13 protein-coding genes are annotated in these 12,896 nt (G+C 64.6%); 9 read left to right on the top strand and 4 right to left on the bottom strand.

Annotation, left to right across the window (positions count from 1 at the left end):
• Positions 1-6 precede the first annotated feature (6 nt).
• Entirely contained in the window at positions 7-297 is a 291-nt protein-coding gene (locus tag ACTJK4_RS18165) for a DUF2249 domain-containing protein (RefSeq protein ID WP_024978368.1), read from the bottom strand.
• Between the two features lie 271 nt (positions 298-568).
• Between ACTJK4_RS18165 and nirK the strand changes: the two genes are divergently transcribed.
• The 3 genes from nirK to ACTJK4_RS18150 are packed head-to-tail and all read left to right on the top strand — an operon-like array spanning position 569 to position 3,451.
• Positions 569-2,068 carry a copper-containing nitrite reductase gene (gene nirK, locus ACTJK4_RS18160; RefSeq protein WP_440077430.1) on the top strand — a complete coding sequence of 500 codons (1,500 nt, stop codon included), beginning with the start codon at positions 569-571 and terminating at the stop codon, positions 2,066-2,068.
• A gap of 16 nt (positions 2,069-2,084) precedes the next feature.
• Positions 2,085-2,876 carry a formylglycine-generating enzyme family protein gene (locus ACTJK4_RS18155; protein WP_373407699.1) on the top strand — a complete coding sequence of 264 codons (792 nt, stop codon included), beginning with the start codon at positions 2,085-2,087 and terminating at the stop codon, positions 2,874-2,876.
• Positions 2,873-3,451, top strand: coding sequence for an SCO family protein (locus ACTJK4_RS18150; protein ID WP_440818590.1), 579 nt, complete (start codon positions 2,873-2,875; stop codon positions 3,449-3,451). Before ACTJK4_RS18155 ends, ACTJK4_RS18150 begins: the two co-directional genes overlap by 4 nt.
• An 18-nt stretch (positions 3,452-3,469) precedes the next feature.
• Here the strand turns inward: ACTJK4_RS18150 and ACTJK4_RS18145 are convergent, their stop codons facing one another.
• The gene (locus ACTJK4_RS18145) at positions 3,470-4,318 is read right to left on the bottom strand and encodes a fumarylacetoacetate hydrolase family protein (RefSeq protein WP_440077428.1); all 849 of its coding nucleotides are present in this window, start codon (positions 4,316-4,318) and stop codon (positions 3,470-3,472) included.
• On the bottom strand, positions 4,315-5,097 hold the full coding sequence (locus ACTJK4_RS18140; RefSeq protein WP_440077427.1) for a GntR family transcriptional regulator: 783 nt from the start codon (positions 5,095-5,097) through the stop codon (positions 4,315-4,317). The genes ACTJK4_RS18145 and ACTJK4_RS18140 overlap by 4 nt, the downstream gene beginning before the upstream one ends.
• Positions 5,098-5,314: 217 nt before the next feature.
• On the opposite strand from ACTJK4_RS18140, the gene ACTJK4_RS18135 reads away from it, so the two are divergent.
• The 6 genes from ACTJK4_RS18135 to ACTJK4_RS18110 all read left to right on the top strand — a co-directional run bounded on the left by ACTJK4_RS18135 (position 5,315) and on the right by ACTJK4_RS18110 (position 11,796).
• Entirely contained in the window at positions 5,315-6,622 is a 1,308-nt protein-coding gene (locus ACTJK4_RS18135; RefSeq protein WP_260801383.1) for an MFS transporter, read from the top strand.
• 161 nt (positions 6,623-6,783) lie between these two features.
• A complete protein-coding gene (locus tag ACTJK4_RS18130; RefSeq protein ID WP_414561705.1) occupies positions 6,784-7,512 on the top strand; it encodes a maleate cis-trans isomerase family protein in 729 nt (242 codons plus the stop codon).
• A 21-nt stretch (positions 7,513-7,533) separates the two neighbouring features.
• The gene (hydA, locus tag ACTJK4_RS18125) at positions 7,534-8,949 is read left to right on the top strand and encodes a dihydropyrimidinase (RefSeq protein WP_260801384.1); all 1,416 of its coding nucleotides are present in this window, start codon (positions 7,534-7,536) and stop codon (positions 8,947-8,949) included.
• A 30-nt stretch (positions 8,950-8,979) separates the two neighbouring features.
• The gene (locus tag ACTJK4_RS18120) at positions 8,980-9,717 is read left to right on the top strand and encodes an aspartate/glutamate racemase family protein (protein ID WP_260801385.1); all 738 of its coding nucleotides are present in this window, start codon (positions 8,980-8,982) and stop codon (positions 9,715-9,717) included.
• A gap of 94 nt (positions 9,718-9,811) precedes the next feature.
• Complete coding sequence (locus tag ACTJK4_RS18115) at positions 9,812-10,696, top strand: LysR family transcriptional regulator (protein ID WP_440077426.1); 885 nt, start codon at positions 9,812-9,814, stop codon at positions 10,694-10,696.
• Positions 10,697-10,842: 146 nt separating this feature from the next.
• A complete protein-coding gene (locus tag ACTJK4_RS18110; protein WP_440077425.1) occupies positions 10,843-11,796 on the top strand; it encodes an AEC family transporter in 954 nt (317 codons plus the stop codon).
• A gap of 27 nt (positions 11,797-11,823) precedes the next feature.
• Here the strand turns inward: ACTJK4_RS18110 and ACTJK4_RS18105 are convergent, their stop codons facing one another.
• A complete protein-coding gene (locus ACTJK4_RS18105) occupies positions 11,824-12,870 on the bottom strand; it encodes an alpha/beta fold hydrolase (protein WP_440077424.1) in 1,047 nt (348 codons plus the stop codon).
• Positions 12,871-12,896: the final 26 nt, after the last annotated feature.

Genomic DNA, 12,896 nt, shown 5'->3' with positions numbered 1-12,896 from the left:
GGAAATTCAGGCGCCACCACCGCAACCACCACAGCAGTGGCCGGCGCTGGCCGCAGACGCCACCTTGGTGATGGCGACGCGCCACGTGGCGGGGCCGCGCTCAAGGTAGTCCCAGGAAAACTGGCCCGGGCGCTCCACTTGAAACTGCGACTGCAGCGGGCGCGGATCGTGATCGTTGATCAGCTCCAGGCTCTGGCCGATGCCGAGTTCCCCGAAGGCGGAGAAGATCAGCGGATGGCGCTCGCGCGGCGCCAGCACGCGGAGGTCGAGCTGGATGGTGGAGGCGGACTGTGTCATGGGGATTCCCTCTGTGGGTGTCGCATCAAAAGATGCATTAAGGATGCAACTATATTAGTGAGCGGAATCTCTGCCGTTATTGATGTATATCAGATGCTTGTTTTATGGGTATCTTGATGTGGCAAATCACGCCACGACTGGGCTTGCGTGCCACGCGGTGCGGTGGAAGTGCCGGTCGGGGCCGGTTTTCGTTTGCGCTGTATCAAAGCCCTAATGGCCGCCGGGGCCTAACGTGGAGCGGACGACACCAGACCGATACACGGGGGAAAAAATGAGCCGTCTTCACACCGTCCGCAGCCTGATGCGCGCGGGCTTGATTTCTGTGGTGCTGGGCGCACTGCTTGCGGGCACTGCAGCCCGCGCCGCGAGCGCCAAATTGCCCGGTGACTTCGGACCGCCACGCGGCGAGCCGATCCACGCCGTCCTCACGAGCCCGCCGCTTGTGCCACAGCCGGTCCACCGGAACTATCCAGCCAAGGTCATCGTGGAGCTGGAAGTGGTCGAGAAGGAAATGCAGATCTCCGAAGGCGTCAGCTACACCTTCTGGACGTTCGGCGGCACCGTTCCCGGCAGCTTCATCCGCGTGCGGCAGGGCGACACGGTGGAGTTCCACCTCAAGAACCACCCGAGCAGCAAGATGCCGCACAACATCGACCTGCACGGCGTGACCGGACCGGGCGGCGGCGCTGCATCGAGCTTCACCGCACCGGGCCATGAATCGCAGTTCACCTTCAAGGCGCTCAACGAGGGCATCTACGTCTACCACTGCGCCACCGCGCCCGTGGGCATGCATATCGCCAACGGCATGTACGGCCTGATCCTGGTCGAGCCGCCCGAAGGCCTGCCCAAGGTGGATCACGAGTACTACGTCATGCAGGGCGATTTCTACACCGCCGGCAAGTACCGCGAGAAGGGCCTGCAGCCGTTCGACATGGAGAAGGCCATTGACGAACGCCCGAGCTACGTCCTGTTCAACGGTGCCGAAGGTGCGCTCACCGGTGACAAGGCGCTGCACGCCAAGGTGGGTGAAACGGTGCGCATCTTTGTTGGCAACGGCGGGCCGAACCTGGTCTCAAGCTTCCACGTGATCGGCGCCATCTTCGACCAGGTGCGCTACGAGGGCGGCACCAACGTGCAGAAGAACGTGCAGACCACGTTGATCCCGGCGGGTGGTGCGGCGGTTGTGAAGTTCACCGCGCGCGTGCCCGGCAGCTATGTGCTGGTCGACCACTCGATCTTCCGCGCCTTCAACAAGGGCGCCATGGCGATCCTCAAGGTGGATGGCCCGGAGAACAAGCTCGTCTACTCTGGCAAGGAGCTGGATTCGGTGTACCTGGGCGATCGTGCGGCACCCAATATGAGCGCTGTCACGAAGGCGACCCAGGCATCGGTAAGCGGCACGCTGACCGTGCAGGATCAGGTGCAGGCAGGCCGCGCGCTGTTTGCGGGTACCTGCTCGGTGTGCCACCAGGGCAATGGCGCCGGCTTGCCGGGCGTGTTCCCGCCGCTGGCCAAGTCGGATTTCCTGGCGGCAGATCCGAAGCGCGCCATGAACATCGTGTTGCATGGCCTGAACGGCAAGATCAAGGTCAACGGACAGGAATATGACTCCGTCATGCCGCCGATGACGCAGCTCAATGACGACGAGGTCGCCAACATCCTGACCTACGTACTCAACAGCTGGGACAACCCCGGCGGCCGCGTGAGCGCAGACGAGGTCAAGAAGGTGCGTGCCCAGCCGGCGCCCGCCAAGGCTGTGGCCGAACATTGACCGGATCCGCACGACCATGTCCCGCCTGACCTTGCACCTTGCTGCCATGTTGATGGCGCTGGCCGGCGCCGCTGCGCAGGGCGCCACCTATGTGCGGTTGCCCGGCGGCGACTTCGATAGCGTGCTGCCCCAGAACGCACCGGGGCAGCCGCAGCGGGTGCGCATCGAGCCGTTTGAGTTGCGCTCCACGCCCGTCACCATTGGCGAATTCCAGACCTTCGTGCAACGCCACGAGGCCTGGCAGCGTGGCCGTGTGCCGCAGGTCTTTGCCGGCAAGGCCTACCTTGCCGACTGGGCCGATGCGACGCATGCCGATCCGCAGGCGTCGCCGCAAGCGCCGGTGACTGGCGTGACCTGGTTTGCCGCCCGTGCCTATTGCGAAAGCGAAGGCGCGCGGCTGCCGACGTGGCTCGAGTGGGAATCCGCCGCTGCGGCCGACGCCACCCGCGCAGACGCCCGCGACGACCCGCAATGGGCGCAACGCATTCTCGGCTGGTACGAACGTCCCGCCACGCGTGTGTTGCCGCCCGTTGGCGGCCCAGCGGATGTCCATGGCGTGCGCGATCTGCACGGCCTGATCTGGGAATGGGTCGACGATTTCAACGCGCTGTTCATTGCCGGGGACAGCCGCACGCAGGGCGACCCCGACAAGCAGAAGTTTTGCGGCGCCGGTGCCATCAGCATCGTGCGCCGCGACAGCTACGCCGTGCTGATGCGCGTGGCGTTGCTGTCATCACTCGAAGGCGCCGATGCCACGGGAAGCCTTGGCTTTCGCTGCGCCCGATCCCTCAATGGAGAACGTCCATGACGCTTCTTAAGCAACTTTGCCGTGCCTTCGTGGCATGTGTGCTGGCGGGGGCTGCCGCAGGCGCGCTTGCCGCCGGGCCCGTCGCTTCGGGCTCGCTGTATCAATCTGACGTGCCGTTGACCGACCAGAACGGCCGCGTCTTTCACCTGGCAGACCTGCGCGGCGAGCCGGTGCTGGTAAGCATGTTCTATTCGTCGTGCCAGATGGTCTGCCCGATGATCTTCGAGACCATTCGTGCGACGCTGGCCAAGGGCGGTAAGCCCGCGCACGACGGCGTGCGGGTGCTGATGGTGACGGTCGATCCGGAGCGCGATTCCGTTGCGGCGCTCAAGAAGACGGCCAACGCGCATGGCGCCGACGACCGCTGGCAAGTCGCCCGCGCAAACGCCAGCGGCACGCGCGAGGTGGCGGCGCTGCTGGGCGTGCAATACCGGCGCCTGGCAGATGGCGATTTCAACCACTCAAGCACGATCCTGCTGCTGGACGCAGAAGGGCGCATCAACGCGCGCACCAATACGCTGGGCGCGGTCGATCCGAAGCTGGTGGATGCCATGCGCAAGCTGGTGGCGGNCTAAGCGCGCCGCGCCGCATGTTCAGGCTTTGGTGTAGGCGTCGACCGTCTGCGTCTGCACGCCAAGGCCGTCGATGCCCAGGCGCATGGTGTCACCGGCCTTGAGATAGCGCGGGGGCTTGGCGCCCATGCCGACGCCGGGCGGCGTGCCGGTGCAAATCAGGTCACCGGGGTGCAGCGTCATGAAGCGGCTGACGTAGCTCACCAGATGCGCCACGCCAAATACCATGGTGGCTGTGTTGCCCCGCTGCGCACGTTCGCCATTGACGTCGAGCCACAGGCCAAGCGCTTGCGGGTCGGGCACTTCGTCGCGTGTGACCAGCCACGGGCCGACGGGGCAGAAGGTGTCGCAGCCCTTGCCCTTGTCCCACGTGCCGCCGCGCTCCAGCTGGAACTCGCGCTCCGACACATCGTTCACCACGCAATAGCCGGCAACGTGTGAGAGCGCTTCTTCGCGGGAAACATCGCTCGCCGTCTTGCCGATCACCACACCGAGTTCAACCTCCCAGTCGGTCTTTGCCGAGCCGCGCGGCAGCATGACGGCATCGTTGGGGCCGTTCAATGCGCTGTTGGCTTTGAGGAAGAGGATGGGCTCAGCAGGAGGCGGCAAGCCGGCCTCGGCTGCGTGGTCGGCATAGTTCAGGCCGATCGCGATGATCTTGCCGATGCCCGTCCATGGCACGCCAAACCGGGTGTCCTGCACCACGGGTAAGGCGGCGATGTCTACGCCGGCCAATTGCGCGAGGGCGGCATCGGACAACTGTTGCGGGCCCAGGTCGCCAACCACGCCTGACAGGTCGCGCACGTGGCCTTGCGTATCGATCAGGCCTGGACGTTCTGCGCCGGGCGCACCCACGCGTACGAGTTTCATTGCGCGCCTTTCTTGGGGGCTTGCTTGGTGGTTCGGACGGGGCCGCGGGCCTCGGCCAGGCTGTTTGCCACGACGCTCAGCACTTCCTTGGCGGTGTTCTCCGAGTGCAGGCGCAGCACCTGTGCCAGGCGCGGGCGCCCTGGCTCCCGAAGGGCGGCCATGATGGCTTCGTGTTCTTCGTGCGATTCCTGCCAGCGCAGCGTGTCGGCATTGGCCGCACCGCGCGCGCGATGCACCTTGCTCATCAAGGTCGCATAAATGCCGGCCAGCACGGGGTTGGCCGTGCCGTCGATGATGAGCTGGTGAATTTCCTGGTTGATGCGGAAGTACTCGGTGCGTCTGCCCGCCGCATGGGCCTCAAGCATTGCCTGGTGCTTGCGCTCCAGACGCGCCAGAGCCACCTCGGACAGCCGCGCCGCCGCCAATTCTCCAGCCGTGAATTCCAGCCCATGCAACGTTTCGAAGGTCGCGCGCAGTTCATCCAGATCGAGCGGTGCAACGCGATACCCGATGTACTGCCGATGCAGCACCAGCCCCTCGGCCACCAGCACCTTGAGCGCCTCACGCAGCGGCGTCTTCGAGACATCGAACATTTCACTGAAAGCACGCTCGTCGATGCGGGCACCGGGCGGCAGTTCGCCTTCTTCGATGAGGGTGCGCAGGCGCGAGGCGATTTCCGCCGACATGCCGAGCGTTCGCAGGCGAGGGGATTGAAGCAGCGGTTGGGTCACAGACGTCACCAGAATGGGGAAGATGCACCACAAAAGGCTATCACACACCGAGATTGTGCTTTTGTGAGTCAATAAAATCAATAGCTTACAGATGTTGTAATTACAGATTACGTATCCTATACTCGGCCACGTTGCGCAACACAAACCAATCAAATCGACTCAGGAGGTCGTTTCGGTGGGCGGAGTTGGAGCGGGCCGGCGTCAAGACCGGCCGCCCAAGCCCGTTTTCCGAAACGACTTCTGGAGCTACCAGGAGACACGCGTAATGGAAACCGCAAGCCCGGCCCCGGCCATGGCGCTAACGGAGACGAAGAGCTCTGTGCGCTGGAAGATTTTCTTGATGATGTTGATGCTGATATCCATCAACTACGTCGACCGCGCATCGCTGTCAGTCGCGATGCCGTTGATCGCTAAGGAGTTCAACATCGGCCCCGCGGTGCAAGGCTTACTGCTGAGTTCGTTCTTTCTGACGTACGCGCTTATGCAGATTCCGGGCGGCATGTTGGCCGACCGCTTTGGGCCACGCGTGGTGATTGCCGGTGCCACGCTGGGCTGGGGCTTCTTCCAATCCATTGCGGCGCTGTGTACCGGTTGGGTTCCGCTGCTGATCACGCGTCTTGGCCTGGGTGCCGCCGAGGCGCCCATCTACCCCGCCGGCGGCAAGCTCAACGCCATCTGGATGACGCAGAACGAACGCGGCCGCGGTGCCACGCTGCTCGATGGCGGCGCGCCGCTGGGCGCGGCATTGGGCGCGCTGATCATCGCCGGGCTGATCGCCGAATTCAATTCGTGGCGCACGTCGTTCGTGGTGGCTGGTATCGGGACGATGGTGGCGGGGCTCTTTGCGTGGTGGTACATCCGCAACCACCCGCGCGAGCATCCGTCCGTCAATGATGCTGAAGCCTCCTACATCGAGGAGGCTCATGCTGCCGACCAGGCTGCAGAGCCCGCCGCCGTAAGCGGCAACGTGCTCGACTTCTTCAAGTACCGCTCGGTGTGGGGCATGTTCTTCGGCTGGATGTGCTTCAACGCCCTGTTTTACGGGCTGCTGACCTGGATGCCGACCTATCTGTCGAAGGTGCATGGGCTCGACATCAAGGAGATGGGCGGTGCGGTCTTCACCATGTTCTTCTCCGGCTTTGTGGGCGAGATGGTGGGCGGCTGGATTGCCGACAAGTGGATGGCTACCGGGGCATCACGCGCCCGGGTGCTGCGCACGCTGTTTGGCGTCGCTTCGGTGCTGGCCACGATTGCCATCTACACGGTGGCGCGCTTCAAGGATCCGGTGGTCGTGGTGGCACTGTTGTCGACCACGCTGTTCTTCCTGCGCTGGTGCGGCCTGTTCTGGTGCATTCCGTCGATCCTGGGAACGCGCAAGCGTGTGGGTTTCCTGGGCGGCACGATGAACCTGGGCGGGAACTTCGCGGGCGTCGGCATGCCGATCATCGTCGGCTTGATCGTGCAGGCGACGGGTTCGTACGACATGGCGCTGATGCTGTTTGCTGCCGCCGGCGCCGGCCTGTTCATCTGCTCGACACTGCTGATCGACTACAGCAAGAAGCTGCCGGTCTGAGGTGCGATGCACTCTCGAGTAGGCCAACGAAATCTACGCACGCGGCGCGGCGTTTGCTTCTGATTTCCGGCAACAAGCTGCAACCGTACTCATCAACATAACAAGCAGGCCCCGATGCCGCTGTTGCGCGCCGGGGCGCGCAAACCACGAAGAAGACTCCCATGACAAAACGCATCAAGCTCGGCATGCTCACGCCATCGTCCAACACGGCGCTGGAACCCATTACCAGCGCCATGGTGAGCGGCTTGCCCAACGTGAGCGCGCATTTCTCGCGCTTCACCGTGACGGAAATCTCGCTGCGCGACCAGGCGCTGGGGCAGTTCGATCTGGAGAAGATCCTGAACGCCGCCAAGCTGCTGGCCGACGCGCACGTCGACGTGATCGCCTGGAACGGCACGTCGTCCGGCTGGCTCGGCTTTGAGAAAGACGAGGCGCTGTGCCGCCAGATCACGGAAGCCACCGGCATTCCGGCCACCACGTCTGTGCTGGCGCTCAACGAGATTCTGGCCAAGACCGGCGCACGCGATTTCGCCCTCGTTACGCCGTACCTGGATGACGTGCAGCAGCGCATCGTGCAGAACTACGCGCGCCACGGCTTCAACTGCGTGGCGGAGCGTCATCTGGACTTGCACGTCAACCACAGCTTTGCCGATGTGGAGGAAGACACCATCCGCACCCTCGTGCGCGACGTGGCGCAGAAAAAGCCGGCGGCCATCACCACGTTCTGTACGAACCTGCGCGCGGCGCATCTGGTGGAAGCACTGGAAGCGGAAACGGGCATCCCGGTGTACGACACCATCTCGACCGTCGTGTGGAAATCGCTGCGGCTGGCGGGCGTCGACACGCGCGAGCTGCGCGGCTGGGGTCGCCTGTTCGCGGACGTTGCTTAACGGAATGAGGGAGCGCCAAGCATGTCCACGGAACTCGACCTGGTGATCCGTAATGCGGATGTGGTCACCGCATCTGATCGCTTTACCTGCGACATCGGTGTGCGCGATGGCCGCATCGCCGTACTCGGCCACGGCTTGCCGCGCGGCGCGCGCGAGATGGATGCCAGTGGCCTGCTGGCGCTGCCCGGTGGCGTCGACGGCCATTGCCACCTCGACCAGCCCATGCCCGACGGCATGCGCATGGCCGACGACTTCTTCACCGGCACGCGCGCGGCCATCTGCGGCGGCACGACAACGGTGATCCCGTTTGCCGCGCAGGAGAAGGGCGGGTCGCTCAAGGCGGCGGTGGCCGACTACCACCGTCGTGCCGAGGGCCGCGCGGTGGCCGACTATGGCTTCCACCTGATCGTGGCCGACCCCACGCCAGAAGTGCTGCAGCACGAACTGCCGGAGCTGATCCGCCAGGGCTACACCTCGTTCAAGGTCTACATGACCTATGACGACCTGAAGCTGTCCGACCGCGAAATGTTGGACGTGCTGGACGTGGCCAAGCAGAACAACGCACTGGTGATGGTGCATGCGGAAAACGCCGACTGCATTTCGTGGCTGACCGAGAAGCTGGTGGGCGAGGGCCGCATCTCGCCGCGCTTCCACGGCCTGTCGCGTCCGGCAGCGGTGGAGCGTGAAGCCACGCACCGGGCCATCACCTTTGCCGAGCTGGTCGACGTGCCGATCCTGATCGTGCACGTGTCGGGCAAAGAGGCCATCGAGCAGATTCGCTGGGCGCAAAGCCGCGGCTTGCAGATCCTGGCCGAGACGTGTCCGCAGTACCTCTACCTGACCGCCGAAGACATGGGCCTGCAAGGTGACGATGGCTACGAGGGTGCCAAGTGCGTCTGCAGCCCGCCGCCGCGCGATCCGGAAAACCAGGCGGCCGTATGGCGCGCGCTTGCAGGGGGCGTGTTCAGCGTGTTCTCTTCCGACCATGCCCCGTTCAACTATGACGACCCGGAAGGCAAGAAGCTTGGCGGTCAGGCGCAACCGTTCGACCATATTCCGAACGGCGTGCCCGGTATCGAGACGCGGTTGCCGTTGCTGTTTGATGGCATCGCGCGGGGCAAGCTGTCGCTGCATCAGTTTGTGGAACTGACGTCGTATCGCCCGGCACGTCTGTACGGTTTGTATCCGCGCAAGGGCACGATTGCCGTGGGTGCCGATGCCGACATCACGCTGTGGGATCCGGAGCGCCGCGTGCGCATCACCAACGATGCGTTGCATCACGCGGTGGACTACACGCCCTATGAAGGCATTGAAGTGACGGGCTGGCCGGTGCATTGCTTCTCGCGCGGCGAGATGCTGGTCGAAAACGGCAAGTACCTCGAACCGGCCCCTGGGCGGGGGCAGTTCCTGCCGGCGGGTGCGCCGTCCCTGGTCTGACGTTTCTGGTTGGGTTCTCAAAATTTCATCATGCGTATTCTGGTCGTCAATCCCAATATCTCCGAGAGCGTGACGGAGTTGATTCATGCCGAGGCGCGTCGCTCCGTTTCACCCGGTACCACGCTCACGATGGCGACAGCGCCATTTGGCGTGGCCTATATCGAAACGCGCTTTGAGGCACTGGTGGGCGGCTATGCCACCGCGTGCGTCGTTGCCGAACACGCCGGTCAATTCGACGGCGTGGTCGTGGCGGCGTTCGGAGATCCCGGCCTGGCCGGCATCAAGGAGCTCTGCAACGTGCCGGTGGTCGGCATGACCGAAGCGGCGCTGGCCAGCGCCTGTCTGCTTGGTCAGCGCTTTTCAATCATCGCGATTTCGAGCCGTATCCAGGCGTGGTACCGCGAGTGTGTGGCCGCCAATGGGCTGGCGTCGCGGCTGGCGAGCGTGCGCTCTTTGCAGCAGCCGCTGCGCGACATCGGCAGCGTGCAGGAAGACCACGCGGCACGCCTTGAAGAACTGAGCCTGCAGGCAGTGCGTGAAGACGGCGCAGACGTGATCATCGTGGCCGGCGCACCGCTTGCCGGGCTGGCGCGCACACTCAAGGACCGCATTCCCGTGCCCGTTGTGGATGGCGTCTCCAGCGCCATCCGCCATTGCGAGAGCCTGATTGCGCTTGCCCCGAACGGCGCAGCGGAAGGCAGCTTTGCGCGTCCGCCGCACAAGCCCAACCACGGGTTGCCTCCTGCGCTGGCTGCCATGCTGGCGTAGGCGGTTTGTCTCACCGCCCTGGAAGGCGGGCCGGTGTGGCCAGAGGTACGATGCGCTATCTGCCTGATCTGCCTGACCTGCCTTCGCTTCCGCCATGTCTCTCCGCGCCTTGAGAACGCTCGTTGCCATCGCCCGCCACCGCACGTTTGCGCGTGCTGGCGAGGCGATCGGGCTCACGCAGTCGGCCGTCAGCCTGCAGGTCAAGTCGCTGGAGGAGGAGTTCAACGTCCGCCTGTTCGACCGCTCACGCCGCGAGCCCGCTTTGACAGAGGCTGGCCGCATCGTGCTCGCCCAGGCTGAACAGATCCTCGCGCTGTATGACCGCATTCCCGACGCGCTGAGCGATGAGCGTGCGCTGGTCGGGCGGTTGCGCATTGGCGCCATTCAGACCGCGCTATCGGGGCCGCTGCCCAATGCGCTGCTGGCCCTGCGGACGGCGCATCCCGGCCTGCGCGTGCACGTGGCCGCCGGCATGTCGGCCGAGCTTGCACAGCGTGTAGCCGATGGCGAACTGGACGCCGCAATCACGTCGCACCCCGTGCGGCCGCATCCGGCGGAACTGGTGTGGTCGACGCTCTATGAAGACCGCTTCTGGCTGCTCGCTCCCGCGCAATACGCCGAGCGTGATGCGCGTGCGCTGCTGACCGAGCTGCCGTTTATCCGCTTTGATGCGCAAGCCTGGGCCGGCCGCATGATTGCCTCGGAGCTGCGGCGCCTGGGCGTGAAGGTGCGCGAAGAGATGGTGCTCGACAACAAGGACACGATCGTGCGCATGGTGGCCAGCGGATTGGGTGCCGCCGTGGTGGCCCTTTCCGATTCGGAGCTGACGCAATTGCCGCCTGTTACCCGTCTGCCATTCGGGCAACCGCAATTGCATCGGGCAGTGGTGCTGCTTGAACACCAATCGCGGGCTTCGCAGCGCTTTACCCAGGCATTGGCCGACGCCGTCGTCGCTTCTGCAATGAGAATTTCTCATTGATTGCCAGATAAATAACAATTATTGCTGCTGCGACCGCGTGATAGCTTGGTGGTGTTCCTGATTTTCTTCGAGCACCTCATGTCGTTCCGCACGTTCCTCTGCCTCTCATCCACATTGCGGGTACGCCACGGTGGGGGAGCACGGCCGTGACCGCCGCCATCCTGCTCGCGCTCGCGCCTGTTGCCCTCCTGGTTGCGCTCGGGCAATGGCTCAAGCGCTCCGCCTTCCTAGCCGAAAGCTTCTGGCCGCAGGCCGAGCGGCTTTGCTACTACGTCCTGTTGCCGTCGCTATTCATGCATGGTCTGGCCACGGCACACATGCAGTCTTTGCCCGTGCTGCCGCTGGTGCTGACGTTGATCGGTGCGACATTGCTGGTGGCGGTCGCACTGATGCTGGCCCGGCCATGGATGCAGGTGGACGGTGCGGCGTTCACGTCGGTGTTTCAGGGCGCGGTGCGGTTCAACAACTACGTAGGCGTGTCGCTCGCCACGGGCCTCTTCGGGGCCAAGGGGATTGCGCTGGCTGCGGTATGCAACGCGGCGATCGTGCCAACAGTCAATCTGCTGTGCGTGCTGGTCTTCGCCCGCTATGGCTCGGTGCGGCTCACCGGCCGTGCGCTGGTGCGCCAGATCGTGACGAATCCGCCGGTGGTGGCCTGCACGCTGGGCATTGCCATGCAGGCCTTGGGGCTGCAGATGCCTGGGGCGATCGAGCCGGCGGTGCGGGCGCTCGGCCTGGCATCGATGCCGCTGGGGCTATTGTGTGTGGGCGCTGCGCTGAACTTCAGCGGCGTGCGTTCGTGGGCGCAGCCGGTGGTCGTGTCGTCAATCATCAAGTTTCTGGCCATGCCCGCGTTGACGCTGGCCGTTGGCCACGCATTGGGCCTGACCGATGCTGCATTGATCGTGGCGCTGCTGTTCCAGGCGCTGCCCACGGCGTCTTCGTCGTACATCATGGCGCGCCAGCTGGGCGGTGACGCGCCGCTCATGGCGGGCATCACCGCGGCGCAGACGGTGATGGCCGCGGCAGCCATGCCGGCCGTGATGACGCTGCTGGCCCTGACGCGCGGATTACCCGAAGGGTTGCTGTCGGCGTTGTGAGCCAGAAGCGCCGCCAGGCTAGCCGGTTCAGAGGTGCACCACGTCCAGCATGGCCTGTACGAACGCTTTCGGCGCTTCCTGCGGCAGGTTGTGCCCGATGCCGCCACCGATGTTCCGGTGCTGGTACTTGCCCGTGAACTTCTTCGCATAGGCTGACGGCTCCGGGTGCGGTGCGCCGTTGGCATCGCCCTCCATGGTGATGGTGGGCACCGTGATGGCAGGCGCGGTGGCCAGGCGCTGTTCCAGCACGTCGTACTTCGATTCACCCTGCGCCAGCCCCAGGCGCCATCGATAGTTATGGATGACGACGGCGACGTGATCGGGGTTGTCGAATGCGGTGGCGCTGCGGTCGTACGTGGCGTCGTCAAACTTCCACGTGGGCGACGCGAGCTTCCAGATCAGGCGGTTGAATTCCTTACAGTTGGCGGCGTAACCCTGCGCGCCACGCTCCGTCGTGAAATAGAACTGGTACCACCACGCAAATTCCGCGGCCGGCGGCAACGGCTTGCGGTTCGCCTCCTGGCTGCCGATCAGGTAGCCGCTGACAGATACCAGCGTCTTGCAGCGCTCCGGCCACAGGGCCGCGATGATGTCCGCCGTGCGCGCGCCCCAGTCGTATCCGCCAAAGTGCGCCTGCTTGATCTTCAACGCGTCCATGAACGCGATGATGTCGGCGGCCAGCGCAGCCTGCTGCCCGTTGCGGGGCGTGTCTGCCGAGCGGATGCGCGTGGTGCCATAGCCGCGCAGGTACGGCACCAGCACGCGATAGCCGGCCGCTGCCAGCGCGGGCGCGACTTCTGCATAGCTGTAGATGTCATATGGCCAGCCGTGCAGCAGGATCATCACGGGGCCGTTCTTCGGGCCCAGGTCTGCGTAGCCGATGTTGAGCACGCCGGCATCGATCTGTTGCAGCGTGCCGAACGGGTTGGCCTGCCCGGCCAACAGCGTGCCTGCATTGGAGGACGGTGCCGGTTGCGCGTGCACAAGTTCGGCCAGCCCGAGATCCAGCACACCAATGCTGGCGATGGTGGTGCCCAGAAGGCGGCGACGGCGGAGGTTGACGGGGTTCGACATGGGATTCTCTCTTGTGAGGTGGATGG

It is taken from the genome of Ralstonia sp. 22111 (genome assembly GCF_052045895.1).
Taxonomy (GTDB): Bacteria; Pseudomonadota; Gammaproteobacteria; order Burkholderiales; family Burkholderiaceae; genus Ralstonia; species Ralstonia wenshanensis.
Note: the sequence above shows the minus strand (reverse complement) of the source record. Positions and strands in the feature narration are given on the sequence as shown.

Excerpts from the sequence above, each read along its gene's own strand:
- ACTJK4_RS18135 (WP_260801383.1), top strand. The coding sequence starts at position 5,315 with ATGGAAACCGCAAGCCCGGCCCCGGCCATGGCGCTAACGGAGACGAAG.
- ACTJK4_RS18105 (WP_440077424.1), bottom strand. The coding sequence starts at position 12,870 with ATGTCGAACCCCGTCAACCTCCGCCGTCGCCGCCTTCTGGGCACCACC.
- nirK (WP_440077430.1), top strand. The coding sequence starts at position 569 with ATGAGCCGTCTTCACACCGTCCGCAGCCTGATGCGCGCGGGCTTGATT.
- ACTJK4_RS18130 (WP_414561705.1), top strand. The coding sequence starts at position 6,784 with ATGACAAAACGCATCAAGCTCGGCATGCTCACGCCATCGTCCAACACG.
- ACTJK4_RS18115 (WP_440077426.1), top strand. The coding sequence starts at position 9,812 with ATGTCTCTCCGCGCCTTGAGAACGCTCGTTGCCATCGCCCGCCACCGC.
- ACTJK4_RS18165 (WP_024978368.1), bottom strand. The coding sequence starts at position 297 with ATGACACAGTCCGCCTCCACCATCCAGCTCGACCTCCGCGTGCTGGCG.
- ACTJK4_RS18155 (WP_373407699.1), top strand. The coding sequence starts at position 2,085 with ATGTCCCGCCTGACCTTGCACCTTGCTGCCATGTTGATGGCGCTGGCC.
- ACTJK4_RS18120 (WP_260801385.1), top strand. The coding sequence starts at position 8,980 with ATGCGTATTCTGGTCGTCAATCCCAATATCTCCGAGAGCGTGACGGAG.
- ACTJK4_RS18145 (WP_440077428.1), bottom strand. The coding sequence starts at position 4,318 with ATGAAACTCGTACGCGTGGGTGCGCCCGGCGCAGAACGTCCAGGCCTG.
- hydA (WP_260801384.1), top strand. The coding sequence starts at position 7,534 with ATGTCCACGGAACTCGACCTGGTGATCCGTAATGCGGATGTGGTCACC.